The organism is Arthrobacter sp. 18067 (assembly GCF_902706295.1).
Classification (GTDB): Bacteria; Actinomycetota; Actinomycetes; order Actinomycetales; family Micrococcaceae; genus Arthrobacter.
The window spans coordinates 241,561-266,218 of sequence record NZ_CACSJJ010000003.1 but is presented as its reverse complement, the minus strand read 5'-3'; the positions used below and the strand labels follow the sequence as shown (position 1 = coordinate 266,218).

At 62.7% G+C, this 24,658-nt stretch carries 25 protein-coding genes; 11 read left to right on the top strand and 14 right to left on the bottom strand.

Annotated features, from left to right (window positions below; all coding sequences use genetic code 11):
• The coding region (locus tag GVL04_RS05370; RefSeq protein ID WP_200846751.1) for a MurR/RpiR family transcriptional regulator at nt 1-465 on the bottom strand (465 nt) is incomplete at its 3' end.
• Nucleotides 466-643: 178 nt separating this feature from the next.
• Here GVL04_RS05370 and GVL04_RS05365 point away from each other — a divergent pair.
• Nucleotides 644-1,936 (top strand): exo-beta-N-acetylmuramidase NamZ domain-containing protein, encoded by a 1,293-nt coding sequence (locus GVL04_RS05365; RefSeq protein ID WP_159700599.1) that lies wholly within the window; start codon nt 644-646, stop codon nt 1,934-1,936.
• A gap of 61 nt (nt 1,937-1,997) precedes the next feature.
• Nucleotides 1,998-4,070 carry a glycoside hydrolase family 3 protein gene (locus GVL04_RS05360; protein WP_235036170.1) on the top strand — a complete coding sequence of 691 codons (2,073 nt, stop codon included), beginning with the start codon at nt 1,998-2,000 and terminating at the stop codon, nt 4,068-4,070.
• Here the strand turns inward: GVL04_RS05360 and GVL04_RS05355 are convergent.
• The 10 genes from GVL04_RS05355 to GVL04_RS05310 are packed head-to-tail and all read right to left on the bottom strand — an operon-like array spanning nt 4,036 to nt 12,703.
• A complete protein-coding gene (locus GVL04_RS05355) occupies nt 4,036-5,046 on the bottom strand; it encodes a YdcF family protein (RefSeq protein ID WP_159700593.1) in 1,011 nt (336 codons plus the stop codon). The two genes, GVL04_RS05360 and GVL04_RS05355, sit on opposite strands and share 35 nt — an antisense overlap.
• Before the next feature lie 9 nt (nt 5,047-5,055).
• Nucleotides 5,056-5,547 (bottom strand): SgcJ/EcaC family oxidoreductase, encoded by a 492-nt coding sequence (locus tag GVL04_RS05350; RefSeq protein ID WP_159700590.1) that lies wholly within the window; start codon nt 5,545-5,547, stop codon nt 5,056-5,058.
• Nucleotides 5,548-5,575: 28 nt separating this feature from the next.
• Nucleotides 5,576-5,935, bottom strand: coding sequence for an iron chaperone (locus tag GVL04_RS05345; RefSeq protein ID WP_159700587.1), 360 nt, complete (start codon nt 5,933-5,935; stop codon nt 5,576-5,578).
• Nucleotides 5,936-5,968: 33 nt separating this feature from the next.
• Nucleotides 5,969-6,619: an alpha/beta fold hydrolase gene (locus tag GVL04_RS05340; RefSeq protein ID WP_200846750.1), complete on the bottom strand. Its 651-nt coding sequence runs from the start codon at nt 6,617-6,619 to the stop codon at nt 5,969-5,971.
• A gap of 14 nt (nt 6,620-6,633) precedes the next feature.
• The gene (locus GVL04_RS05335; RefSeq protein ID WP_159700584.1) at nt 6,634-7,038 is read right to left on the bottom strand and encodes a rhodanese-like domain-containing protein; all 405 of its coding nucleotides are present in this window, start codon (nt 7,036-7,038) and stop codon (nt 6,634-6,636) included.
• Entirely contained in the window at nt 7,035-7,850 is an 816-nt protein-coding gene (locus GVL04_RS05330) for an IclR family transcriptional regulator (RefSeq protein WP_159700581.1), read from the bottom strand. Before GVL04_RS05330 ends, GVL04_RS05335 begins: the two co-directional genes overlap by 4 nt.
• On the bottom strand, nt 7,851-9,461 hold the full coding sequence (locus tag GVL04_RS05325) for a beta-N-acetylhexosaminidase (RefSeq protein ID WP_159700578.1): 1,611 nt from the start codon (nt 9,459-9,461) through the stop codon (nt 7,851-7,853).
• Nucleotides 9,458-10,369: a carbohydrate ABC transporter permease gene (locus GVL04_RS05320; RefSeq protein WP_159700575.1), complete on the bottom strand. Its 912-nt coding sequence runs from the start codon at nt 10,367-10,369 to the stop codon at nt 9,458-9,460. The genes GVL04_RS05325 and GVL04_RS05320 overlap by 4 nt, the downstream gene beginning before the upstream one ends.
• Nucleotides 10,366-11,358, bottom strand: a complete 993-nt coding sequence (locus tag GVL04_RS05315) for a carbohydrate ABC transporter permease (RefSeq protein ID WP_159700572.1) — start codon at nt 11,356-11,358, stop codon at nt 10,366-10,368. The genes GVL04_RS05320 and GVL04_RS05315 overlap by 4 nt, the downstream gene beginning before the upstream one ends.
• A 52-nt stretch (nt 11,359-11,410) precedes the next feature.
• A complete protein-coding gene (locus GVL04_RS05310) occupies nt 11,411-12,703 on the bottom strand; it encodes an extracellular solute-binding protein (protein ID WP_159700569.1) in 1,293 nt (430 codons plus the stop codon).
• Nucleotides 12,704-12,972: 269 nt separating this feature from the next.
• Here GVL04_RS05310 and GVL04_RS05305 point away from each other — a divergent pair, with 269 nt between their 5' ends.
• The 3 genes from GVL04_RS05305 to GVL04_RS05295 are packed head-to-tail and all read left to right on the top strand — an operon-like array spanning nt 12,973 to nt 15,951.
• On the top strand, nt 12,973-13,338 hold the full coding sequence (locus GVL04_RS05305; RefSeq protein WP_159700566.1) for a metal-sensitive transcriptional regulator: 366 nt from the start codon (nt 12,973-12,975) through the stop codon (nt 13,336-13,338).
• 49 nt (nt 13,339-13,387) lie between these two features.
• Nucleotides 13,388-13,621, top strand: coding sequence for a heavy-metal-associated domain-containing protein (locus tag GVL04_RS05300; RefSeq protein ID WP_235036169.1), 234 nt, complete (start codon nt 13,388-13,390; stop codon nt 13,619-13,621).
• A gap of 8 nt (nt 13,622-13,629) precedes the next feature.
• Nucleotides 13,630-15,951, top strand: a complete 2,322-nt coding sequence (locus GVL04_RS05295; RefSeq protein ID WP_159700560.1) for a cation-translocating P-type ATPase — start codon at nt 13,630-13,632, stop codon at nt 15,949-15,951.
• 26 nt (nt 15,952-15,977) lie between these two features.
• Here GVL04_RS05295 and GVL04_RS05290 read toward each other — a convergent pair whose 3' ends face one another.
• A complete protein-coding gene (locus tag GVL04_RS05290; RefSeq protein WP_159700557.1) occupies nt 15,978-16,250 on the bottom strand; it encodes a DUF2277 domain-containing protein in 273 nt (90 codons plus the stop codon).
• Between the two features lie 158 nt (nt 16,251-16,408).
• Between GVL04_RS05290 and GVL04_RS05285 the strand changes: the two genes are divergently transcribed.
• Nucleotides 16,409-16,672 (top strand): WXG100 family type VII secretion target, encoded by a 264-nt coding sequence (locus GVL04_RS05285; RefSeq protein ID WP_011776688.1) that lies wholly within the window; start codon nt 16,409-16,411, stop codon nt 16,670-16,672.
• Between the two features lie 62 nt (nt 16,673-16,734).
• Here the strand turns inward: GVL04_RS05285 and GVL04_RS05280 are convergent, their stop codons facing one another.
• A complete protein-coding gene (locus tag GVL04_RS05280) occupies nt 16,735-17,775 on the bottom strand; it encodes a DMT family transporter (protein ID WP_159700554.1) in 1,041 nt (346 codons plus the stop codon).
• 71 nt (nt 17,776-17,846) lie between these two features.
• Between GVL04_RS05280 and GVL04_RS05275 the strand changes: the two genes are divergently transcribed.
• From GVL04_RS05275 to GVL04_RS05255, 5 genes are all read left to right on the top strand, one after another.
• Nucleotides 17,847-18,395: a CGNR zinc finger domain-containing protein gene (locus GVL04_RS05275; RefSeq protein WP_159700551.1), complete on the top strand. Its 549-nt coding sequence runs from the start codon at nt 17,847-17,849 to the stop codon at nt 18,393-18,395.
• An 11-nt stretch (nt 18,396-18,406) separates the two neighbouring features.
• A complete protein-coding gene (locus tag GVL04_RS05270; protein WP_159700548.1) occupies nt 18,407-18,688 on the top strand; it encodes a hypothetical protein in 282 nt (93 codons plus the stop codon).
• A 242-nt stretch (nt 18,689-18,930) separates the two neighbouring features.
• Nucleotides 18,931-21,600, top strand: coding sequence for a SpaA isopeptide-forming pilin-related protein (locus GVL04_RS05265; protein WP_159700545.1), 2,670 nt, complete (start codon nt 18,931-18,933; stop codon nt 21,598-21,600).
• 87 nt (nt 21,601-21,687) lie between these two features.
• The gene (locus GVL04_RS05260) at nt 21,688-23,172 is read left to right on the top strand and encodes a SpaH/EbpB family LPXTG-anchored major pilin (RefSeq protein ID WP_159700542.1); all 1,485 of its coding nucleotides are present in this window, start codon (nt 21,688-21,690) and stop codon (nt 23,170-23,172) included.
• Between the two features lie 107 nt (nt 23,173-23,279).
• Complete coding sequence (locus GVL04_RS05255; protein WP_159700539.1) at nt 23,280-24,233, top strand: class C sortase; 954 nt, start codon at nt 23,280-23,282, stop codon at nt 24,231-24,233.
• A 57-nt stretch (nt 24,234-24,290) separates the two neighbouring features.
• Here the strand turns inward: GVL04_RS05255 and GVL04_RS05250 are convergent, their stop codons facing one another.
• Nucleotides 24,291-24,638, bottom strand: a complete 348-nt coding sequence (locus GVL04_RS05250) for a hypothetical protein (RefSeq protein ID WP_159700536.1) — start codon at nt 24,636-24,638, stop codon at nt 24,291-24,293.
• Nucleotides 24,639-24,658: the final 20 nt, after the last annotated feature.

Genomic DNA, 24,658 nt, shown 5'->3' with positions numbered 1-24,658 from the left:
ACCCGCACCCACCCCGAAAATATCGACCCTCCGCGAGCCGGAGATCGCGTCAACTGCCTGGGCGAGCTTGCCGACATCCAGAACCTGCGCAGTATCAGCGATGGACATGGTCTCGTTGAAGGCAATCTTGGAAACGATGTCGCGCAGCGAGTCGGACGTGTTGATGTCTTCGTAGACCTCTGACGAAACGTTGTGGGCCAGGCTCTCGCGGGCGGTCTCCCGGGCAAGGTCGAGGCGCAGGTCGGAGTAGCCGCGGTAGCCCACCTTCTTGTAGAAACGGACCACTGACGTGGTGGACGTACCACCTTGCTCGGCGAGGTCACCGATGGACATCATGGCTGCCCGGGAAGGATCGGCGAGGACCAACTCAGCGATGGCCCGCTCGGAGGGGCGCAGCGACGGCAGGGCGGAACGGATCCGCACCAGCACAGTCCGTGACAACTGTGCGCTTTCTGCCTCTTCCATGGTGCTTCCTTCCTGGCGTCCCGGGCTGACTCGCAGCCATGGGCAATCCATGTAAATAAGTTACACATACAATCACCCAAAGGTAAACGATTGACGCAATCCCGGTGAGCGAATACGGTCGATGTAATCCAAGTCACAAAAGTTGTCATGCACTTCTGCTCATCTGGAAAGGCTCCCCATGACACTCAACCGCCGAAAACTCATCCATGCCTCGGGGCTGGCCGCCGCTGCCGCCGTCGTCGCACCCTTCGCGCCAAGCGCCACCGCCGCCTCTCAGGCCACGCGCCCCGGAAAGCCGGGAACCACAGTCAACGGCGCCGACATTGCCGCCGCCGACAACTGGAGCATCTTCGCAGGCCGCCGGGTGGGAGTCATCACCAATCCCACTGGAGTCCTGGCGAACTTCCGCTCGATCGTTGACGATATGGCGGACCAGCACGTGGATGTGGCCGCAGTCTTCGGCCCGGAACACGGCTTCCGCGGCACCGCCCAGGACGGCGCCAGTGAAGGGACCTCCGTTGATCCCCGCACCGGCATCACCGTCTATGACTCCTATGGCGCCGAGGTGGCCGACTACGTGGGCTTCTACGAAAAGTCCGGCGTGGATACGATCTGCTTCGACATCCAGGACGTCGGCGCGCGCTTCTACACCTACATCTGGACGATGTGGGGTGCCATGCAGGCCGCTTCCCGGACGGGTGCCAGGTTTGTAGTCCTGGACCGTCCGAACCCGATCGGCGGGCAGGCAAGGGGGCCGGTCCTGCAACCAGGATTTGAGTCCGGCGTTGGACGGCTGGGCATAGCCCTTCAGCACGGCATGACCGTGGGCGAGCTCGCCAAGTATTTCAACGCCGTGCACTTGCCGGCCGCCGGCCTCAAGCCCCTCCAGGATCTCCATGTCGTAGAGGTCCAGGGGTGGCGCCGCGAGATGACCGGCACGGACAGCCGTGCGTCATGGATACTGCCGAGCCCCAACATGCCCACTCCGGACACGGCCGTCTTGTACCCGGGAACGGCGCTTTTCGAAGCAACCAACATGTCAGAGGGCCGCGGAACAACCCGGCCGTTCGAACTCATCGGCGCACCCTATGTGGACTACCGCTGGGCGGAGGCGCTGAACGGCAAGGGCCTTGCCGGCGTCACTTTCCGCGAGGCCTACTTCCAGCCGACGCTTTCGAAAAACCAGGGCCTCGTCTGCGGAGGGGTACAGGTGCACATCACGGATGCTTCCCGGGTTGAAGCGCTGGAAGTGGGCACGCACATGCTGGTCGAAGCCAAGCGGTTGTACCCGGGCTTTGCGTGGCGCGGCGACGCCGGGCGTTGGATGGGACTGCTCAGCGGGTCCGCCCGCTTTGCCGAACAACTCGACGCCGGCGCTGACGCCCGGACCATCACGGAAAGCTGGCGGGCGGAATTGGGTCAGTTCGTCCGCGATACCCGCCAATACCTCCTCTACAACGGGCCACGCTAGGCCAACCGGAACACTCACGATCGGGATTGGGATACGCATGCACAGAAAAGGAACCACCTTGATGACGGCCGCCGCCACGGCGCTGCTGATGACGGGCACGGGCGTGATGACAGGCGTGGGCGCTGCAGTGGCCGCCCCCACCACAGAACGTACGACGACGGTCGCCGCTTCACCTGACATCGAGGCGATGATTTCCGGCATGTCGCTGGACGAAAAGATCGGCCAGATGACGTGGACGCACGTGTACGGCTCATCGGCAGATGACACCTCCATGGCGGCAAGCAACCAAGAGCGTTACGGGGTGGATACGCCCGCTGAAGTAGTGGCAAAGTACAACCTCGGCGGCGTCCTCTACTTCGCGTGGTCCGGTAACACCAACAACCCCCAGCAGGTGGCCGGGCTGTCCAACGGCCTGCAGCAAGTTGCCTTGGGCCGGGACGGAACCGGCATTCCGCTGGCGGTCACCATCGACCAGGAAGGCGGCCTGGTTGCCCGTATCGGATCACCGGCCACAGTCCTCCCGGGCAACATGGCGCTGGGTGCCACGGCGGACGCGGATCTGGCGAGGGCACAGGGCGAAATCCTGGGCTCCGAGATGCGTGCCATGGGCATCAACGTGGACTTCGCGCCCGTGCTGGACCTCAACTCCAACCCGGACAACCCGGTCATCGGTATCCGCTCCATGGGAGAAGACCCTGCGCTGGTCAGCGCACTCGGGGTTGCCCAGATCGATGGCCTGCAGGAACACAATGTTGGCGCGGCAGCCAAGCATTTCCCCGGACACGGTGACACCTCAGTGGATTCCCATTACGGGCTGCCCACCGTTACTTACGACCGAGAGACCCTGAACCAGCACCTGAAACCGTTCAAAGCCGCCATTGACGGTGGCGTGGACATGGTCATGACGGCACACATCATTGTGGAAGCCATTGACCCCGAGATGCCCGGCACCCTGTCCCACAAGGTGCTCACCGGCTTGCTCCGTGACGAGCTGGGATTCAAGGGCCTGGTCACCACGGACGCCCTGGACATGGCCGCGATGGCTGCCGAATGGCCCCAGGAAGAAATCGCCGTCAAGGCAATCCAGGCCGGCTCGGATATCCTCCTGAACTCCCCCGACGTGGACGCGTCGTTCGCTGGGGTTCGTGCCGCCGTCGGGTCCGGTGAGATCACCGAGTCACGCCTCGACGAGTCCGTTCGACGAATCCTCGAGTGGAAGGTCAGGCGGGGAGTCTTCGAGCAACCGCTGGCCGACCCTGCCACCGTGGATAAGCTCGTTGGCACGGCCGGCAACCTGGCCACAGCCAACCTGATTTCCGACCACGCCGTGACTTTGCTCCGCAACCAGGAACGGGTGTTGCCGCTGGCTTCCGGCAGCTCTGTTCTCATGGTGGGCGCCGGTTCGGGACGCCCGGAAATTGCGGGTCCCATGCTCAAAGAGCAAGGCTTCACGGTCACTGAAGACTACGAAAACGGAAGCTCACCCTCTGCCGCCTACCGCGCCCGGGCCGTTGCCGCGGCAGGCAACGTGGACGCAGTCGTCTTCACCTCTTACAACGCCGGCGCAAACGCAGCACAACAGCAGATGGTGGCAGAACTGGCGGCAACTGGAACACCCGTGATCGTCGTTGCCACCCGCAATCCCTACGACATCAGCGTCTTCCCCGGCGCCGACGCCGTGCTCAACAGCTATGGCGTCAACAAGGTCAACTTCCACGGAGTTGTTCGTGCCATCTCCGGTGCAATCAACCCCGGCGGCAAGCTTCCGGTCAACATCCCTAAGGCCGACGGCGACGGCGTCCTCCTGCCGTTGGGCTTCGGCCTCCGGTATGACACCACGACGCCGGCAGCGGTCACCTTCACGGACAGGCCCGGCAAGGGTCAGGACTCGTACCTTGTTCCGTCGGTCGAGGGCGTGGCCTACCTGGTTGAAGGCAAGGAAATCGCCGCCGGGACGTACAGGAAACCCGCTGGAACTGTGAGCGTTACCGCCGTACCTATGAAGGGGTACGTCTTCACCGACGGCGCCACCACGGAATGGAGCCACACGTTCACCACGGGGACTCCCCAAACCCTGAACTCCGAACCTTTGGTAAGAGTCACACCACCGGGGAGTTCATCAGTGCGACCGTGATGAGCAGGGCAATCCCGAACATCGGCAGGCAAAGGACGATGTTGGTCAGGCGGTTGTCCCTCATCACGGCCACGAACTCCCGCAGGAAGGCGCTGGGCACGAAGTACCTGGCCGTCGGAGCACCCACCACCTCCGCGTTGATCTTCTGGCGTCGGGACAGGAGGGCGGCGCGGAGCACGTGGTAGTTGTTGGTGCATACCAGCAGGGGCCCTTTGATGCCTTTCTCGGCCAGCAGGGCTACAGAGTATGCGAGGTTCTCCCGGGTGGTGGTGGCTTTGTCCTCCTCCAACACGTCGCTGCCCGCCGCCCCCTTGGCCACCAAGTACTCCTTCATTGCCGTCGACTCGGGCCAGGGTTCATCCGGGCCCTGACCTCCGGAAGGTACCAAAACAGGCCTGACCGGTGCGCCGCCGTCGTAGATTTCCAAAGCCTTGTTCAGGCGCGCCGCGAGCAGCGGCGGAACTTTGCCGTCGATCAAGCCGGATCCCAGGACGATGACCGCTGCCGGGTTCGGGCTGAAGCGCATCCTGGAATACACCAGGGCATACCCAAGGAACACCACGAACGCGCATCCCAAATAGGCGCAAAGGAAGAACGCCAACGCGGCGAGGCCGGCCAGCACAGGCTGCCCGCTCAGCACGAAAAGGAAGGCGACAACCGGCGCGAGGAATACGGCCATTCCCACCGCAATCGGCAGGAAACTGCTGATGCCCGGGCCTTCCCTGCGGACCATGGTGATCCCATTGGCGATCAGGAAGCCGGCAAAGACAAAGATGCTCACCACCGGGACCACCACAACCACCAGGTTCAGCCATTCGAACCACGGATTCAGGTCGACCAGGAAGTCCAGAAGCGCCTGCAACAGGAACCACGCGGCTACCAGCAGGAGCACGCCGTTGCGGAGCCTGCGCCGGTCGGACTGGTACGAGGCAAGAAAGAGGCCCGCGAAGAGAAGTCCAAGGACCAGGTTCAGCATGATCCAAGCCTATGCGCTGGGGTGCTGCGATCCGCCGGGCCGCACAGAGAGCCCGGCGTCGTAGGACTCCGGAACCAGGCCGTCCTCGGTGGCCACGTGGGTCTGCATGCCGGGGACGATGTCCGTGTTCTGTGCGCTGACTGCTCGCCACGTATCGTCGGCCTGGCGGACCACCGTAAAGCTGAGGACTCCGCGGCGGAGACCGGATCGTTCGCCGGCGGGCGTGATCTGGCCGGTCATGGACCACCTCGCGTGGACAACAGCGGCGTCGCTGCCGAGTTCACGGACGGCGACCTTTTCCAGCACCATTTCCGTGTCAGGAAACATGTGGCGGAAACCGTAATCGTGGTTGAACTGGATCTGCCGCCGGTTGTTCCACCACATGCCCACCACGTTGACGAAGTCGGCATCCTCCACGAAGAGCTCCGCCAGCGCTACGGGATCTGCCACGTTCCAGGCCCTGGCGAAGCCGTCCACTACATCGCGGGGGCTCGGTGTCACGGGAACGGTCCTTGTATCGGTGAGTAACTCAAGCCGCGACGGAAGGCAGCTGCTGCAGTCGCCACGCGATGATGTCGCTGATGAGCTCGGTGGGGAGTGGGGCTTTGTGGGGCAGCTTGATGGCGTGCTCGGTGGTTCCATAATCGGTCAATTCCGCCGAGAAATGCGCGATCGCGTCCGGCGTCGGATAGAACCCGACGTGTTGCTTTGTCCCGGTGAAGAAGAACAGCGGCTCGGTGCCGAGCTTGAAGGTGGGCATCCGCCAGCTGATTGATTCTTCCGCGTCGTCCGGCACGGCCGTCCGTATCATTTCGTATACGGTCAGCAGCCGTTGCCGCACATCGCCGTCGTACTGGTCGATGTACTCACTGATCGAACCCGGTGTCATGGTGGCCTCCGTTTGAGTGACTGCGCACCCCGATCATATTCCAGCAATCCGCTGGGCAAATTCGTTCAGGGCCGCCGCCACGGCATCCGGATGGCTGAGCGTGGCGTAGTGACCTCCAGGAATTTCCACCGGCTCGATTCCCAGCCGGTCGCGAACCTGGCGCCTCATGAACGATGGTGGAAAGAACAGATCGTCCCGGCACAATATCCCCAGGGTGGGCACGTCCGGATGCTTGCCAGGCCAAGGGGCTGACATCCAGGCGCCTTGCTGGTCGCGCTCTCTATCGGTAGCCCGCTGCGCCAGATCGTCTGGGACGAGATTGAAATATGGCTCATCAGGAATGGTCTCGCGGTCATGTCCGGTGTTGGTCCACCAGTCGCCGAAGGTCTCGCCCGGCATCGGGATCATTGCCGAGAGGTACACCAGGCCGTCGGAATGGAGCTCTTCGCAGGCCAAGGGCGCCGTGAAGCCGCCCAGCGAGTGCCCCACCACGATGGTGTGCTGAGCTTCACCAACCGCTTCCCTTACAGTGCGGGTGTAGTCCTCAAGTCGGGCATCAACGTCTTCGATGGGCAGGTCCACGGCGATGACCCTATGGCCCTCCGCCTCGAGCAGTGGGCTGACCAGATGCCAGTCCCACGCGGTGGAACCACCACCGTGAATCAGTACGAAAACCGCCATCATGCCCCCGTTTCAATTCATGCCGTGTGTGCCGTCACCAGCGCATCCGGCTTACTTTGGACGACACCCTCGGCTGTTTCCACCGGGAGCCCGTTCCGGATCCAGTACTCGATGCCGCCGATCATTTCCTTGACGGCGTACCCGAGTTCGGCGAAGGCCAGCGCGGCAAACGTGCTGCCGTTGCAGCCGGGTCCCCACGAATACACCACCACTAGGCGACCGGCGGGGACCAGCTCCGCCGCGAGGGCCGGAATCTGGGCCGTCGGAATATGTACCGACCCGGGAATATGTCCATGGTCCCATGACGAACGACGCCGAGTATCCACGACAACCAAAGAGCCCGGCTCTGACTCGGCTACTTCCATGACGTCGATTTCGCACATCAGCTTGGCGCGAAAGTATTCAGATGCAGTAATACTCATGCGAGTTTCGCCAGCTTCGCAGACGCCCGGCGCGAACCGAGCTTGGCGGAAATCCGGAGGCTCGTCTCCGCAGCCATCGGCCCGACCTCGCGGACACGCTTCGCGGTCATTCGCGACGACAATGAAGATACGGACAGGGCTGCCACTACATGATCGTCGTGCCCAAAGATCGGCGCGGCGACACAGCGCACTTCCGGCTCATTCTCCCGATCATCAATGGAATATCCGCGCCGTCGGATGGCCTCGAAATCCGCCCTCAGCAAGGCGGGGTCCGTGATGGTCTTGTCAGTGAGGGCGTGCAGCTCGGAGGCGAGGATCGGCCCCACCACTTCCTCAGGACTGAACGCGAGCATGGCCTTGCCAACGGCAGTGCAGTAGGCCGGCATGGTGGCGCCCACCCGCGATGCCATGCGTACCGTGGCCTCGTCCTCCACCTTGTCCAGGTAAACCACGTCGTGCCCGGAAAGCACCACCAAGTGGCAGGTGCTTTCCGTGGCACGCATGAGGCTCCGAAGCTCACCGTTGGCGACACTGCGCAAGTCCACGCGGTCAAGATAAGACTGGCCCAGGCGCAAACAACCATGGCCCAGGCGGAACTTGCCGGTCTCGTGGTCGCGTTCCAGCAGGTTCTCCTCCAGCAGCGGTGCTGCCAGGCGCAACAACGTGCTCTTGTTCAGGCCAGAGAGTCGGGCGAGCTCCACGAGCGCAAGCCCATCGCCGTTGCCGGGCTCCTCTGCCACGACGGACAGCAGAGCCAATGCTTTGCGGAGTGATGCCGAGGAGTTCCGGGCATCCTTGCCTTCAATAGTCACTCAGTTCCTTACAAGCTGCTCGGCGTCGTAATCGCGCTTCCAACCCTCAACACCCGGGCGCTGCTGCCACGGCGTCGGCCCGGACAACGGCCGGTATTCCACGCCCATGGCATCAAGCCGTGCCAAGTGGGAGGCTGTGAGTCGGGTTAGGAATTCATCGTAGTCCCGGCCTTCCGGGTTGGACCAGAACACCTCGGCGATCGCACTGAGTCGCGGGAACGCAGCGAACTGCACCCGGCGCGGTGAGTCCAGGTGCTCGCTCCAGATGTTGGCCTGGGCGCCGAGCAGGCGGCCCGGGAAGTCCGTGCCTTCAAGACCGGGCAGCGGCTCAAACTCGTAGACAGCCTGAAGCGTGGTCACGAATCCAACCGGCACGGGTTCGTCGTCGCCATCCGCTTGGCGATGGTCGAGGTAAAGCTTGTGCTCGGGGCACATCACCACGTCGTAGCCGTTCCGGAGTGCGTCAATGCCGCCCTCGTATCCACGCCAGGACGCGACTAGCGCACCGTCCGGAAGTCCGCCGTCGCCGATTTCATCCCAAACAGACGTGGCGCGGCCGTGGCCCTTCAGATGCAACGCCAGCTGCCCTACGAACCAGCTGTGCAGACCGGAAACGTCATCCAAGCCCAGTTCTGCGGCCTTCGCCTGTGCCTGGGCACTGGCCTGCCACTGCGTCAGCGGCACTTCGTCACCCCCGAGGCTTATCCACGGGGAGGGGAAGATCTCAACCACTTCGTCCAGCACATTGCGGTAGAACTCGAGCGAGGTTTCGGACACTTCCAGGACGGTCTCGTTGATGCCCCAGCGCGTCCACACCTCCACAGGCCCGTCACCGGCACCAAGCTCCGGGTAGGCCGCGATGGCCGCCTGGCTGTGGCCCGGGACGTCGACCTCCGGGATGACGGTGATGTGCCGTTCAGCGGCGAAGGCCACAATCTCGCGAAGGTCATCCTGCGTGTAGAAGCCACCGTGCGGGCGGCCGTCGAAAACGCCTGCACGCCAGGAACCAAGCGAAGATTCCTGTCGCCAAGCGCCCGTTTCAGTCAGCTTGGGGTAGCGGTTGATCTGGATCCGCCAGCCCTGATCGTCCGTGAGATGAAGGTGCAGCACGTTGAGCTTGTGCATGGCCATCACTTCGATGAACCGGAGCACGTTGTCCTTGGGCATGAAGTGCCGGGCAACATCCAACATGGTCCCGCGGTAGCCGAACCGCGGCTTGTCCTCCACAGAAACGCGTGGAACCGGCCACCCCTCAACAGTCCCAACGGGAGCCTGCCGCAGCGCGGCCGGTCCCATCAACTGCAGAAGCGTCTGCGCACCGTAGAACGCACCCGCGGCACCGCCAGCAGAAATCACGACGGCGTCACTCACCTCCAGGCGGTAGGCCTCGGCGTCGAGCGCCGGGTCAAGCAGGAGGCGGATGCCGGCCTCACTTGCCGGCGCGGGAACGAGGTCCCAGCCGGTCGCGGCCCCCAAAGCCCGGGCGAGCCAACGGCGAGGACCGCTCAGTTCAGGATCGGCACCCACGGTGGTGCCGGCGTCGAACTCCAACTCGCCGGTCCCCGCGGAGTAGGCCCACGGCGCCGGGACCAAGTGGTGAAGCGCGCTCATCCCTTCACCGCCCCGGCCAGTCCGGACACGAGCTTGCGCTGGACTGAAACGAAGAAAATCAGCACAGGAATGGTCATGATGACCGAACCGGCCATGATGGCGCCCCAATCGTTTTGGTCGGGCTTGAAGAACGTCAGCAATGCCATGGGCAGCGTCTGGTTCTCCTGGGCGGAAATGATGAAGGTCTTGGCGAACAGGAAGTCATTCCACGTTGAAATGAACGAGAACACCGAACATGCCACCACACCCGGCGCCACCAAGGGAAACAGGATGGAGCGGACAAACCGGAAGCTGCTGGCACCGTCCAAACGGGCAGCCTCCTCAACTTCCAGAGGAACCGCCGCCACAAATCCACGAAGCATCCAAATGGCGAACGGAATGCTGAAACCAACATGCACCAGGACCAGCGAGCCCAGTTGGTTCAGGCCCACCAACGGGATGGCTTCACCGGCATTGCGGAGCAGGAAGAACAGCGGAATGGTCAGGGCTTCAACTGGAACCATCTGCGAGACCAGGATGATGATCAGCAGCTTGGTGCGCATCTTGAAGTTGTAACGGGTCAACGCCACAGCCGCGAGGAACGCGAGGATGGTGGACAGCACCACAACTACCAGCGCCACGATCACACTGTTCAAGAAGTACTGGCCGAAATTGTTGACACCCAGGACGCGCCCGAACGAGTCCAGCGACGGTTCCAGCGTGTACGGCGCCGCATCACCGGCGTCGAGCGCTGTTTTCGGTTTCAGCGCGGACAGCACCATCCAGAACAGCGGGAAGGCAACGATCAGCGCGATGACAATCGCCGCGGCATCGGCGCCAAAACGGCGCTTGCCCTGCTTGCGGAGCTTCTGCGGTGCGTCAGTCTTGGCGGTTCGGCGCGGGACTGATGAAACGTCGACGGCGGTCATAGGGCATCGCCTGTTCTCTTGAGGATCCGGAGGTAGACCAGCGTGATGACCATGAGCAGTGCCGTCATGATCACGCCCAGCGCAGAACCGAGGCCGTACAGGCTCGCGGCGAAGGCCTGCTGGTAGCCGTAGACGTTCAGCACCAGGTTCTGGCCGGCGATGCCACCGCCGTTGGTCATGATGTAGATCTGCGAGAAGATCTTGAAGTTCCAAATGATCGACTGGATGGTCACCACGATCACGATGGGCCGGAGCATCGGGAGCATGATGCTGCGGGCAATCCGGGGCATGGAGGCGCCATCAATCCTCGCGGCCTCAATAACCTCCGTGGGGATCGCCTGGATGCCTGCGTACACCGTGACCAGGACGAACGGGAACGAGCACCACACCACTTCGCTGGCAACGAGTCCGAAAGCCGACCATTTGTCATAGGTCCAGGAGTACCCCTCGAACTGCGTCAGTCCGATGGCCACCAGCGTCTTGTTGACCAAGCCCAAGGTGGGCTCGAACAGGAACAGCCACACCGCGCTGCCCGTGACTGCCGGGGTGGCCCACGCACCGAGCGACACCACGAACAGCATCGAGCGGACCCACGGGCGCAGCCTGGTTGCCAGCACCGCCAGCGAGCTGCCCACCAGCAAGGTGAACACCACGCAGGCGGTGGCGAAGACGACTGTGTTGCCAAGGACGGTCCAGAACTCCGGATCAGCGAACAGCTTCTGGTAGTTCTCCAAACCGACGAAGTTCAGGGGCGCCTTGCCGCTGACCTGCGCCTGGCGGTAGTCGTACAGCGAGACGTTGATCAGCTGGAAGATCGGGTAGCCCAGAAGGGCGATCAGGACGATGAAAGCCGGGGCAAGGTAGAGCCAGGGCTCCAGTCCGCGCTTCCCGTTGGAGAAACGCTGGGACTTGCGTGCCGCCGTCGTCGGCCCCTTACCTGGTGCGCCGCCTTGGGGCGCCTCGGGCAGAACCGGGGTGAGCGCTGTCATGATGCGCCTTCGGTTGGTGAGGGAGTGCAGCTTGGTGATGGGGTGCAGCGCATTACTTGGACCCGAATGCCGTGTTCATGGCCGTTGCGGCCTCGGTGGTGGCGGCGTCGACGTCGGCCTTGCCCGTAACCACCTTCTGGTACATGCCCGTGAAGACACCCTGGGCGTCAATGGTGGACCAGTTTTCCGTGACCGGGACAAACTTGGTTCCGGCCCCGAGGGTGTTGATGAACGGCTCAACCTGCTTGTTGTTCTCGGCCACAGACTTCTGGACATCGCTGAACGTGGGGAGGTTGCCCATGGAGTCGAACATCTTCTGCTGGTACTTCTTGCTGGCCAGGAGCTTCACGAAGTCAGCAGCCAGGGTGCGGCGTTCGCTGCTGTTGAAGACACCCAGGTTGTTACCACCGGCGAAGGCGGGAGCGATGGAACCAGCGGTCTTGCCGGGAACAGGAACGACGGCGAACTTGTCTTTGATGGCGCTGGCGGCAACAGCCTTGTAGTTGAAGTCGCCGCCGATGGTCATGGCCGACTTGCCGGCGATGAACTGCTGGACGCTGGCATTTCCGCCGAATTCCGCGCAGGTCTGGGCCGGGCAGATGTCGTCTTTGAGGAGGCGCGTGTAGGCCGCGACGCCTTCCCGTGACTCGGTGGAGTCCAGTCCGGAAACGAACTTGTCGCCTTCCTTCGTGGCGATTTCGCCGCCGTTGGCCCACAGGTACGGCATGGCGGAGAACTGCGCAGTGCCACCAACTGAGATACCCAGCAGGTCCGGGTTTGCTGCGCGGACAGCGCGGGCAACTGTTTCTACTTCGTCCAAGGTCTTGGGAACCTCAAGGCCCAGCTGCTGCAGGAGATCAGTGCGGTAGTAGAGGGCACGAACGCCGACGAACCACGGTACTCCGTAGTTCTTGCCGTCGATTTCGGTGGTATCAAGGATCTTCCCGTCCAAGTCCTTTGCTTCGTCCCAGGACTTGATGTCGTCGGTGACGTCGGCCAGGCCGCCTGATGCCACGTAGCTTGCGAGGTCGGTGTTGCCGAACTCAGCAACGTCCGGAGCGCTGGAAGGATCATTGAAGGCGGCTTTGAACCGTTCGGCGCGGCTGTCTACCGGAATGTACTGAACGTCGATCTTGGCACCACTGTGTGCCGCTTCGAATTCAGTAACTGCTTCCTTGACTACCGCGGACTTGGGGTCCTGGTTGACTTCGGAGAAGAGCCAGACGCGGACGGTACCGGTCTGCTCGTCCGAGTTGGAGGCTGCGTTGTTTGAGGTGGGCGGAGCGCAGGCGGTCAATGCGAGCGCAGCGATGGCTATTGCCGCGGCGGAGTGTGCGAGTTTCAAGTGTCCTCCATGGAGAAAAAGTTGGGTTCCGCGGGACTTCCCCCTCCGCGGCTATGAAACCAAACACTATGAACGGGCCGGTGTGGGCGGAAGCACATTTGCCAAAAGGTTTGCATTGCAAAACAAGAATCCAGTTTTTAGGTGTTTTGGTCTATACCAAGGCGTTTTTTCCTGCGAGGCTGCAGGTCTTTTTTAGATGAGGTTCTCCGTGTCGCAGATACCCCCCTGGGGTACTTGACGGATACCCCCTATGGGTATAAGTTCGAAATATGAGCACGCCAGATCTGAGCATGAGCCATCCAGACGCACCCCTCATTGAGGTGGATCTGGATGATGCCCCGCAGCATGGGTACACCAGCAACAAGGACGCGTACCTGAAGCGGTTGAAACGCATTGAGGGCCAAGTCCGCGGAATTGCGCGCATGGTGGACGAGGACAAATACTGCATCGACATCCTGACCCAGGTCGCGGCGGCCACCAAAGCCTTGCACGCGGTCAGCCTTGGGCTTGTTGAGGAGCACATCGGCCACTGCGTCGTGGGTGCAGCATCCGAGCCGGATCCGGAAGCCCGCGCCCAGCAGATCGACGCCAAAGTAAAGGAGGCCACCGATGCCATCGGGCGCCTGCTGCGGTAATCCCGCCACCAACCACCACACCATCCAACTCACCACCAAGGAGCCCGCCATGAGCCAGACCATCCAGACCAACGTCAACGTTTCCGGTATGACCTGCGGCCACTGCGTTTCCAGCGTGAGCGAAGAACTCGAAGCACTCAGCGGCGTCCAGGAAGTCGCCGTAGATCTCAATCCGGGCGGCCTGACCACCGTGACCATCACATCAACCAAGGAGCTCTCGCCCGCAGAAATTGGCGAGGCCGTTGCAGAAGCCGGCTACCTGGTGGTAGCCAACCAAGCTTAGGAGTCCTCTTGAGTAGCCAGGACACTTTCAACCAGCCCGCACACAGGGTCATCGAACTGGACATCGAGGGCATGACCTGCGCCTCGTGCGTCAATCGAGTGGAACGAAAACTGGGCAAACTTGACGGCGTCGAGGCCAGCGTTAACCTGCCCCTCGAATCAGCCCACGTGACGGTCCCCGCCACCGTAACGGACCAGCAAATCGTGGACACGGTCAACGCGACCGGCTACAAAGCCACCGTGCGCCAAGCCCCCGCACCACACACCCGCGAACACAATGACCACCAGCACCACCACAGCAACGAGGCGCCGGAAGCAGAGCACGCTGCGCACCAAAATCACATGGAGCATGGCCCCTCCGCCTCGACGCTCCGCCCGCGCCTGATTGCCGCGGCGCTGTTGACCGTGCCGGTGTTCGCGATTTCGATGATCCCCGCCCTCCAGTTTGCCCACTGGGGATGGGTCGTCGGCGCCTTGGCTTTGCCCGTGGTGAGCTGGGCGGCCTGGCCGTTCCACCGGGCAGCGGCCATCAACGCGAGGCACTTCGCCTCCACCATGGACACCCTCGTCTCCATCGGCGTCATCGCCGCATACCTCTACTCGGCGTGGCAGTTGTTCGCGGATCCCCGCATGACCGAACACCCCGGCATGGAAAGCATGTCCGGCGGTGGGCTGTACTTTGAGGTCGCGGCAGTGGTCACCACCTTCCTGCTCCTTGGGCGCTACCTTGAGGCGAACGCAAAAGCCAAGGCAGGCAATGCACTCAAGGCACTGCTGAACCTGGGAGCCAAGGACGCCACAATTCTGGTGGACGGCGTGGAGCAGAAGATTCCAGCCGACCAGCTCTTGGTGGATGACGTCATCGTGGTCCGCCCCGGCGAGAAGATCGCCACCGATGGCGTGGTCACGGACGGCGCATCCGCCGTCGACGCCTCGCTGGTAACGGGCGAGTCAGTGCCGGTCGAGGTTGGACCGGGCAGCCTGGTAACGGGCGCTACGATCAACACGTCCGGACGCCTGCTGGTGCGTGCAACACGCGTCGGCTCCGACACGACGCTCGCCCAGATGGGCCGCTTGGTCAGTCAAGCACAAACCGGCAAGGCTCCCATCGCCCGGCTCGCAGACAGGATCAGTTCTGTCTTCGTACCGATCGTGCTGGTCATCGCTTTGGTCACCTTCGTTCTGTGGCTGTTCTTCTCGGGCGACCTCAACGCAGCCTTCACGGCAGCAGTCGCTGTCCTTGTGATCGCGTGCCCCTGCGCTTTGGGCCTGGCCACTCCCGTTGGGCTGCTCACCGGGACGGGCCGCGGAGCCCAGCTGGGCATCCTGATCAAGGGCCCGCAGGTTCTGGAGGACACCCGCCATGTGGACACCATCCTGCTGGACAAAACAGGCACCGTCACCAGCGGAAAGCTCGCCGTGGACCACACCGTGGCCCTGGACGGCCATCCCTCCGCCACCGTCCTGACGTTGGCGGGTGCGGTTGAGTCCGCCTCAGAACACCCGATCGCCCACGCGATTGCCGCTGCCGCTAAGGACGCAATGCACGACGCCGGCCGCCTGCCCGGCGTGGAAGGTTTCAGATCCGCTCCGGGCGGCGGAGTGCTCGGGACCGTTGCGTTGGACGGCTCACCAAGGAGTGTGGTGGTAGGACGCTCAGGCTGGCTCGAAGAGAACGGCATTTCCCTCGAGTCCGGCCATCGGGATGCCTTGGCTGCAGAGGAAAACGGTGGCGCCACGGCGATCTGGGTTGCGGTCGATGGCAAGCCTGCGGGCCTTGTGAGCCTCAGCGACACCATTAAGCCCGGCTCGGCAGCAGCCATCCAGAAGCTGAAGGACCTCGGCATCCGTCCCATCCTTTTGACCGGCGATAACGCTGCCGTGGCCGCCCAAGTCGCTGCCGCCGTCGGGATTTCACCGGAAGACGTGTTCGCCGGGGTACTTCCGGAGGGCAAAGTTGAGGCGGTTCGGAAACTGCAGGCGTCGGGCGCTACGGTGGCCATGGCTGGTGATGGCGTCAATGACGCGGCGGCTCTGGCGCAGTCGGATCTTGGCATCGCGATGGGATCGGGCACGGATGTTGCCATCGAGGCCTCGGATCTCACGGTGATGGGCAGCGATCTGGGTCAATTGGTGCAGGCGATTGAGCTCTCCCGCAAGACCCTGTCCACCATCAAGACGAACCTGTTCTGGGCGTTCTTCTACAACGCGATCGGCATTCCCGTGGCGGCACTCGGCTTCCTGAATCCCATGATCGCAGGCGCTGCAATGGCAGCGAGCTCGGTACTGGTAGTCGCGAACTCGCTGCGGCTCCGCTCGTTCGGGAAATAGGTCCCGGAAGGAAGCAGCGGCCTGGGCTAGGCCGTCCCGAAACGGACGGCGGCCCGGGCCTTCGCTTTGGCTGCTTCCTCGTCGCGGTTCTTTGCCGGGGCATGGCTCACCAAGGAATCCAGAAGATGTTGCGTAATGTGGGCGATCTCGTGGACCGCCTCGGCAAAGGCTTCCTCGTTGGCTTTGGAAGGCTTTGTGGCTCCGCTGATCTTGCGCACGTATTGCAGTGCAGCGGCCTCCACTTCGGCATTCGTAGCATGCGGTTCGAAGTTATGCAGGGTCCTGATGTTGCGGCACATAACCCCATGCTAACTATGGGCAGTGCTGCATGGGGAGGGGTGCCCATCGACGCATTTGCGAATCCCGGGATAGGTTTTAGCTATTGGATCTTCCGGATGAGCCGGAGGCCGCTGGGGATGCCGAAGAGCTCGGGTCCGAACAAATGAAGGAGAATCTCATGGCTATTTGGGGTGCAGATGTTGATCAGCTTCGTCAGCTCGGTAACAAGCTGAAGGCCGGTGCCGAGAACATCGAGCAGCAGCGTTCACAGCTCAAGGGTGCTCTTGACGGCACCGACTGGAAGGGCCCGGACGCTGACAAGTTCCGCGGCGAGTGGGACAGCCAGCACGCTTCCAACCTGAAGAAGGTTGCCGACGCACTTCGCGAAGCCGGCGATCGCGCTCAGAAGAACGCTGAGCAGCAGCAGCAGGCTTCCAACTAAGACAGTTGGGAAGAACCCGGACGCACAAGCGTCCGGGTTCTTTGCTTTTAAGGCCCGCCGGCTTAGCTGCGTGGGGCTTTGGTGACGGACCCGGTCGGTACGGGTTCGACGTCGTTCGGGTGATCCAGAACCGAAGACCCTTCCTGAACAGTCCGCAGGGCTCTGCGGTCTCCCCGGAGCTCGTCAACGCGGACCAGGACCACTCCGCCCACAATCAGCAGTCCCCCGAGCAACTGGATCGGGCCAGGGAGTTCGCCCAGGAGCAGCCATGCCCAGATCACTGCGAACAACACCTCGGTCAGGGACACGAACGATGCCACCTTGGAACCGAGGCTCCTGGCAGCCATGATCCCGGAAACGTAAGCGAGGACAGTCGCCAGGACGATGAGCCCTACGGCGGACACCCACCACGGGGTGGTCCACGGTCCGAGGGTTGTGTCGGCGGTGCTGAACGTCATGGGCAGCCAGCCCAGCAGGCCGACCAGCCACATCACCAGCGCACCAACCAACAGCCCGCCCGAAGCAAGTACCAGCGGAGGAAGAGTGTCATTTTCCTTCGCGGTGATGAAGAAGTAGATCACCAGGCACACGGCGGCGGCCATGCCCCAGAGGACCCCAATAAAGTCCACTTTCACGGCACCGGCCAGGTCGAGGACCAGCACCAGGCCACCCAGTGAGAGCAGAGCGCCGGCAGCGGTCAGGGCACGCGGCCTGCGTCGGCTGGCAATCCACAGCCACAGCACGATCATCACCGGAGCCAGATACTCCAGCAACAGCGCGACGCCCACGGACAAACGCGCCACGGCATTGAAGTAGAAGAGTTGGCACCCTGCGACGCCAATAAGGCCGAACAGCAGGATGGTCAGCCAGTTGTCCTTGAGTTGGTGCCAGCGGCCGCGGAGAACCACGACGGCGGGAATCACCAGGATCAGCGCGGCACCAGTGAGGCGCACGGCAACTGCGGCGCCGGGTGACCATCCGGTTTCCAGCATTGACTTGGCAAACGAGCCGGACGTGCCGAAGACAGCGGAAGAGAAGAGCGCGATGCCGAGTCCTGATGCCAGGAATCCTTTTGCATCAGCCTTCGTCGTTGGAGCTGACACAGCAGCCTCCTGTCAGGAGTAAAGTGGGCTTATGGTCATGACAGTACTCCCGAAACATGTAAGGAGTCAAAGTGCTTTTTGCGCCTGACACCGAAGTTGCCCTTCGCAGCGTCGTCAACCTGATCAACACCGCGGCCAACGGGGAGGAATCACTCGCCACAGTGAAGGACCTCGACGCCTTCCTGGACGCCGAAGAGTTCACGGGATCGCGGGTCAACTCGCCTGCCGAACTGGGCAGCATCAAGCGTCTTCGCAGCGAACTCGCAGCGCTCTGGAGCGCCGACGAGGACACAGCGGCCAAGTCCGTCAACAAGTTGCTCGCCGACGCCAAAGCCCTTCCCCAACTCGTGAAACATGACCATTGGGACTGGCACCTGCACGCCACCACGCCGGAAGCGCCCTTGGCTGACCGAATGGGCACCGAAGCTGCGATGGCCATCATCGACGTAATCCGCAGCAAGGAAATGGAGCGCATGCGCGTGTGCGCGGCAGATGACTGCGACGCCGTCGTGCTGGACCTCAGCCGCAACCGGTCCAAGCTCTACTGCGACACCGGAAACTGCGCCAACCGCGCCCACGTCGCCGCATACCGGGCAAGGAAGGCCGCAGAAGGCGATTAAAGCCGGGCATAATGGCGGCCATGAGCTTGGGCGTATTACTGGGCCTGCCGCTTCGGCTCCATGCGCGGGCTGCCCGGTGGTGGAAGGGAAACGGCCGCCTTTACGTCATGATCACGGGTGCCGCAGCCGGCCTCATGATTTCCGGGTTCACCCGGCGGGTCCGCCTCACGGGGGAAATTGAAGGGGTGCCCTACAACGAACTGACCCCTGACATGGGCCTGGTCATGGGCGGCTGCTTCCTCATCACTTTCCTGCTCGCTAACGCGTCGTTCCCGCTCCGCTGGTCCAAATAGGCGGACGGCGTCACGCCCTCCGCCATTCCTGACAACTCGAATTTATTGTGATGCAGATCACAATCGTTTTGCGTCACGATCCCGAAAGTGCCCCTACCTACCCCTCAGGAAAGAAAAAGCGGGCAGCCCTCAGGAAGGGCTGATCCGCCCGGGCATCAGGGAAAAGGAACTCCATGCGGAAGCGGTTCGAGCGCGCACGTGCTCAAGTTCGAGGCAGGCTGGGTGACGGCAGAGGTAATTCTTTGCTCACGCTTTTGGCGTGCGTGCTTCTGGTGGTGGTGGGGATGACCGCCTATGGGGTGGTCAACGCTCCTACGCCCGTTATTGCCCTGCCTGGTTCTCCCGGTGTTACGCAGCCGGGCACACTGGTCTACAGCGAAGACTTCTCGGCGGTGAGCGCTGCCACGGCCCCCATCCCCCTTGGCTCCTACACCGGTGGTGCTGCGGCGAAGAATGAGCAGTACACGGCTGACGCACCCTGGCTCCCGGGCTACGGAGCCTGCAACGGATGGATCCTGAGGCAAGGTAGCCCCGTGCCTGCCAACGGGGGCGCCATCACCAACAACGATCAATGCGGACGTAACTCGGCGTTCGCCATCCTGGGCAACATGGCCTTCGCCATGGGCAAGTACCAAGGCATGACCGACGCACAGGCCGCGCAGAACCAGATCCTCAGTGAATACACCAACAGCACGAGCGGGACCCAAGCTGCAGGCCTCCAGCTGCAGACCACCAAGAACAGCGTCCCCACCATCGCCGGCCACTACTATGCGATCTCGGGAATCTTCGGCGAAACGAACTGCTTCTCCAACCATGCCAGCCAAGAATTCTCAATCCTGGTCAATGGCGTAGCCACCGTTGTCGGAACCAGCCTGGATCCTTGCACGGATGCCAGCCGCCAAGTCATCGTGGTTGACAACACCAACTTCAGCGTGGCGAAGCTCCAGTCCGGAGCCATCCAGGTCCCACTGACCGGCACGACGCCGACGCTCGGCATCCGGGTCCGGAACCTGACGGCGACGGGCGCCGGCAACGACGTCGGCTTCGATCTCCCCCAGCTGGTGGACGTGACGCCGCAGCTGGACAAGGCCTTCAGCCCCACCAGCATCTACCAGGGACAGAACACCACCCTGACCTACACAGTTACCAACACCAGTGACCTGATGGCCAAGAACGGCTGGCATTTCGTCGATACCCTGCCCACTGGACTGACCGCAGCGGGCCCGCTCGGTGGCACGTGTGTCCGCACCGATGGAACCGTCTCCGGCCGCACGGTTGATGTCACCGGAAACCTCGCTCAAGGGAGCGCTTCCTGCACCATCACAGTGACAGTCACCAGCAACACCCCCGGCGTCTACAACAACTCCGGATGCCTGGCCAACAACGGTACGGCGATTCCCAACTGCACCAATAACTTCCCCACGATCACGGGTCTTTACTCCCCCGGGACGGCGCCGTTGACCGTTCGGCCGGTAGTGGACCTCTCCATCACCAAGAACGCCAACATCACCACCTACATCCCGGGCCAGCCCATCACCTACACGGTTGTAGTCCACAACAACGGACCGAGCGACGCCGTCAACGCCGTGTTCACCGATCCCCTGCCCGCGTCCATCACGGGCGCTGCGTGGACCTGTGCTGTCACGGCGGCAGGGACGTCCAATCTGCCGCCGGCCGGCCCCACGGCTTGTAACGCTCCCAGTGGCACCGGCAGCATTTCCGGCACTGTGCGCATCAACGTCGGCGGAACTTTGACCTACACCGTCAAAGGCACCGTAGCAATGGGTACCACAGGAACAATCACCAATACGGCCACCATCGTGCCCGCAGCCCAGACAGCTGTTCCCAATATGCCAGGCGGGGGACCCATCCCGGTTCCAGGGTCAACCACCACGGTTCCAACCGTGGATCCGGCCTGCCCGCCCCTGCCCGGAGTTGGCTGTTCCGCGACCGTAACCACACCTGTGGATCCCCAATGGACCATCGCCAAAACCGCCACTGTTGACGGGGTTGCTTCCAGCAGCCCCCAGACCGTCAAGCCTGGCCAGACCATCACCTACACCGTGACTGCCACCAGCAACCGAGGCCAGATCAACAACGTGGTACTCACTGACAACCTGTCCGACGTCCTGGACCAGGCAACGTTCGTTCCGGGCTCGGCAGTTCTGACCATCGGTACGGCCGCCCCCACACCAGTCGCCAATCCTGTAGCCCCGTCCACCACATTGACCACTCAGGCCTTCACCATTCCTGCCGGCCAGACTGCCACGCTCAGCTACAAAGTCACTGTCAAGCAGGATGTCTGGAGCTCGCAGTTGGTCAATGTCGCGACCGGCGCAGGCAGCGTCGCACCCATTCGCTGTGCCACAAACACCACTCCCCTCGCACCGGAATGCTCCACCACCCACCTGACACCGGCCAAGATCCTGATCGAAAAACTCGGCGAGTCCTCCGACGAGACGTGGGTTCCCATGGCGGGCTCTACCTGGGCTATCCACAATGACGCAGCCGGAGCGCCGGGTGCAGTCAACACCAGCTACACCGTGGCTCCCATTGCGTCCCAAACCGGACAGTTCCAGCTGGAGGGCATCGCGCCAGGCGTGTACTGGCTCGAAGAGACCACGGCTCCGGATGGCTTCAACCTGCTGGCCGAAGCCGTGCAGTTCACCGTGGCACCCAACGGCTCGGTGACACTCGGGCAGGGAAGCGGCTCAGGTGTGGTCACCGCCAGTGACGAGGATGCCAACGGCATCTTCCTGGTGACTGTTCGTGACGTCCCTGCCCTGAAGATGCCTGAGTCCGGCGGCGTCGGCTGGTGGCCGTTCACTACCGCCGGAGCGGCACTGCTGCTCACCGCCGTCGTGCTCGCATCCATCAATGCCCGGCGCACCCGGAACCACCCACAAACCTAATCCCGGGCCTGCAGCAAAAGCAGGAGGCCCATCACCCGCAATTGTTCGCTCCCGAGCATCGCACCATCAATATGAAAGAGGATAGAAGTGAGTAGTCAAACATCCCGGCGCCTTTGGAAGACCGCCGCCGCCACGATTGCCGGAGCGGTGTTGGCAATGTCCTTCTCCGTGGCCCCGGCTTCAGCTGCCCCGTTGGTTGATGGAGACCAGACCGGTTCCATCACCGTTCACAAGTTCGAACGCCCCACCACCCCCACGGGCCTTCCGAACAACGGCACCGAGGTCAACACCAGTGGGCTGACGGCTCTGGCCGGCATCGAATTCACCATCCAGCAGGTCAACGCCATTGACCTGTCCACCAATGCAGGATGGGACGCAGCCCACAACCTGAGCAGCGTCTTCTCCCCGGCAAACGCCGCGGGCTCCATCACGGGCGCCGGATTCACCCTGGGCGCAGGCCAGGCCCAGACCACCGATACCGCCGGAACGGCTGCCTTCGGCAACCTCCCGGTGGGCCTGTACTTGGTGACCGAGACGGGCTATCCGGCGGGCGTAACCCCCTCGGCCCCGTTCCTGGTTTCCGTGCCGTTGACGGACCCGGACAACAAGGACAACTGGATCTACGACGTCCACGTCTACCCGAAGAACTCCATCACGGGTGCAGAGAAGACCGTCACGGATGCTCCCGACGTCAAGCTCGGCGACCAGATCGACTTCACCATCACCGGTGATATCCCGAACGAAGCCATCATTGACGGTTACAAGATCGTGGATGCCCTGGATTCCAAGCTGACCTACCTGGATGCCTCCGCCACGCTGGTCGATGGCACGGTCATCACCGAAGGTACCGACTACACCGTTACTTTCGATGCCGCAACGAACACCGTTTCTGTCATCTTCACCAAGGCCGGCCGCGACGTGCTCGCCGCCCACAACGGCACCCGCGTTCAGGTTGTCGTGAACACCACCGTCAACACCATCGGTGAGATCGAGAACGAAGCGTTGGTTTACCCGAACGACGGCAGCTTCACCACCGTTCCCGGCGAGCCCGGCGGTCCGATCGTTACTCCCCCGGTTGTCACCAAGTGGGGCGAGATGACTCTCCAGAAGGTCAACGAGAACGGTGCTGCACTGGCTGGCGCTTCCTTCTCCGTTTACGCCAACCAGGCCGATGCACAGGCAGGCACCAATCCGATCGCACTCAACGGCCAGAGCACCTTCACCGTGGCTGCTGATGGAACCCTGACGATCTCGGGCCTGCGTTACTCCGACTGGGCCAACGGTGCTGCGGTTGCACCCGGCTCCGCTGATTACCGCACTTACTACCTCGTGGAGACCACCGCACCGACGGGCTACGAGCTGCTGGCTGAGCCGATCTCCTTCCTGATCAACTCGGCAAGCACCACGGTTGGCATCGACCTGCAGGTCAAGAACATCCCGTCCAACGGTGGCTTCGAACTGCCGCTGACCGGTGGCGCCGGAACCGGCGTGCTCTACGCAGCCGGAGCGCTCCTGGTAGTAGGCGCCGGCCTCCTGCTGGTCCGTTCACGCCGGAGCACCACCAACAGCTAGTAGCTGAGGACCAACCTACGTCCGCAGCATGAATACCAGAGTGGGGAAGAACGCCGTACATGCGCTCTTCCCCACTTTGCTTCCCCAAAGCACACCCCAGGATTCTGATGACACAGCCCCTAACTCCCCTGCTTCGCCTTCGGCAAAAACTTCGTGACGAATGGAGCTTGCAACGCATCCTCATCGTCGTGGCCGCCGTCGTGGGCGTGGGGGTATTGCTCTATCCCACCGCTGCTGCGTGGTTCTCCGATCGGGTTCACGCCACAGAGATCAGCGGCTACGTGGACACCGTGGAAAATCTGTCCCCCTCCGCACAGGAAGCACTCCTGAATGACGCCCGGCAATTCAACACGGAACTGCCGTCAGGCCCACTGCGTGACCCCTACTCCTTGAACGAGAAGGGGGAGCAGACTGTGGTCGGTGCCGGCTCCGAGGCGTACAAAAAGATGCTCGACGTCGGACCCGGCGGCATGATGGGACGCATCAGCATCCCATCCATCCACACGGACCTGCCCATTTTCCACGGCACGGACGAAGAAACACTCTCCAAGGGCGCGGGCCACCTCTTCGGCTCAGGTCTCCCCGTGGGCGGCGTGGGAACGCACAGCGTTATCACCGCCCACTCCGGCTTCGTCAACGCCACACTCTTCGATGACCTGGACCAAGTACGCGAAGGCGATGTCTTCTCCGTAACTGTGCTTGGCGAGACCATCTACTACAAAGTGGACCAGATCAAGACCGTGCTTCCAGAGGAAACGGACGACCTCCGCAAAGTCCAGGACAAGGACTACGTCACGCTGGTCACGTGCACGCCAACCGGCGTCAACAGCCACAGGCTGCTGGTTCGGGGCGAGCGAATCGATCCGCCCTCGGCAGACTCCGCACAGACACTGCCCAGCCAGGCACTGGACCCCGGTTTTCCTTGGTGGGCCGTCGCCTTTATTGGCACGGTCGTCCTGATGGTGGTCATCACCCGTCCACGGAAGCGCACTCCACAGGGTACAGTCGCCGATGCGGTTACTGAGGACGCCGGGGACTTGGCCGATTCGCTGCTGGACTAACCGTCACGAGCCCAACAAAAAAGCGCTCCCCCACCACAGTGGGGAAGCGCTGGAAGCTTAGCGGCCGGCGTCGGGCGTTTCAGTCTCGTCCGGCAGGTCCGGGCCGGTTGAACCACCGTGAGGACGCTTGGAACTGAGGTTGACACCGGAGCCCTGGCCGAGGTGGTCGGCGTTTTCCTTGTGGCTCATGGAAAGCATGGCTGCCACGACGAGGCTCACGATGAACGCGATGCCGGCGCCCGTGAAGGCGAGGTCGAACCGCGGCGCGCGGGCGCTGCCGCCGGAGGCAAAGATGAGCACGGCAACGAAGGCCAGTACTGCGAAGAACGCGGAGAACATGAGGGGTCCCTTGACCGAGGTCCGCATCTTGCGCGGTTCTCCTGGTGTCTGGTCTGCCACGGTCATTCCTCCAATGATGGCGGTTG

Coding starts and splice junctions, on each gene's coding strand:
- GVL04_RS05365 (WP_159700599.1), top strand. CDS start 644: ATGACACTCAACCGCCGAAAACTCATCCATGCCTCGGGGCTGGCCGCC.
- GVL04_RS05300 (WP_235036169.1), top strand. CDS start 13,388: ATGAGCCAGACCATCCAGACCAACGTCAACGTTTCCGGTATGACCTGC.
- GVL04_RS05355 (WP_159700593.1), bottom strand. CDS start 5,046: ATGCTGAACCTGGTCCTTGGACTTCTCTTCGCGGGCCTCTTTCTTGCC.
- GVL04_RS05285 (WP_011776688.1), top strand. CDS start 16,409: ATGGCTATTTGGGGTGCAGATGTTGATCAGCTTCGTCAGCTCGGTAAC.
- GVL04_RS05250 (WP_159700536.1), bottom strand. CDS start 24,638: ATGACCGTGGCAGACCAGACACCAGGAGAACCGCGCAAGATGCGGACC.
- GVL04_RS05315 (WP_159700572.1), bottom strand. CDS start 11,358: ATGACAGCGCTCACCCCGGTTCTGCCCGAGGCGCCCCAAGGCGGCGCA.
- GVL04_RS05360 (WP_235036170.1), top strand. CDS start 1,998: ATGACGGCCGCCGCCACGGCGCTGCTGATGACGGGCACGGGCGTGATG.
- GVL04_RS05345 (WP_159700587.1), bottom strand. CDS start 5,935: ATGACACCGGGTTCGATCAGTGAGTACATCGACCAGTACGACGGCGAT.
- GVL04_RS05290 (WP_159700557.1), bottom strand. CDS start 16,250: ATGTGCCGCAACATCAGGACCCTGCATAACTTCGAACCGCATGCTACG.
- GVL04_RS05320 (WP_159700575.1), bottom strand. CDS start 10,369: ATGACCGCCGTCGACGTTTCATCAGTCCCGCGCCGAACCGCCAAGACT.
- GVL04_RS05255 (WP_159700539.1), top strand. CDS start 23,280: ATGACACAGCCCCTAACTCCCCTGCTTCGCCTTCGGCAAAAACTTCGT.
- GVL04_RS05270 (WP_159700548.1), top strand. CDS start 18,407: ATGGCGGCCATGAGCTTGGGCGTATTACTGGGCCTGCCGCTTCGGCTC.
- GVL04_RS05325 (WP_159700578.1), bottom strand. CDS start 9,461: ATGAGCGCGCTTCACCACTTGGTCCCGGCGCCGTGGGCCTACTCCGCG.
- GVL04_RS05305 (WP_159700566.1), top strand. CDS start 12,973: ATGAGCACGCCAGATCTGAGCATGAGCCATCCAGACGCACCCCTCATT.
- GVL04_RS05335 (WP_159700584.1), bottom strand. CDS start 7,038: ATGAGTATTACTGCATCTGAATACTTTCGCGCCAAGCTGATGTGCGAA.
- GVL04_RS05340 (WP_200846750.1), bottom strand. CDS start 6,619: ATGATGGCGGTTTTCGTACTGATTCACGGTGGTGGTTCCACCGCGTGG.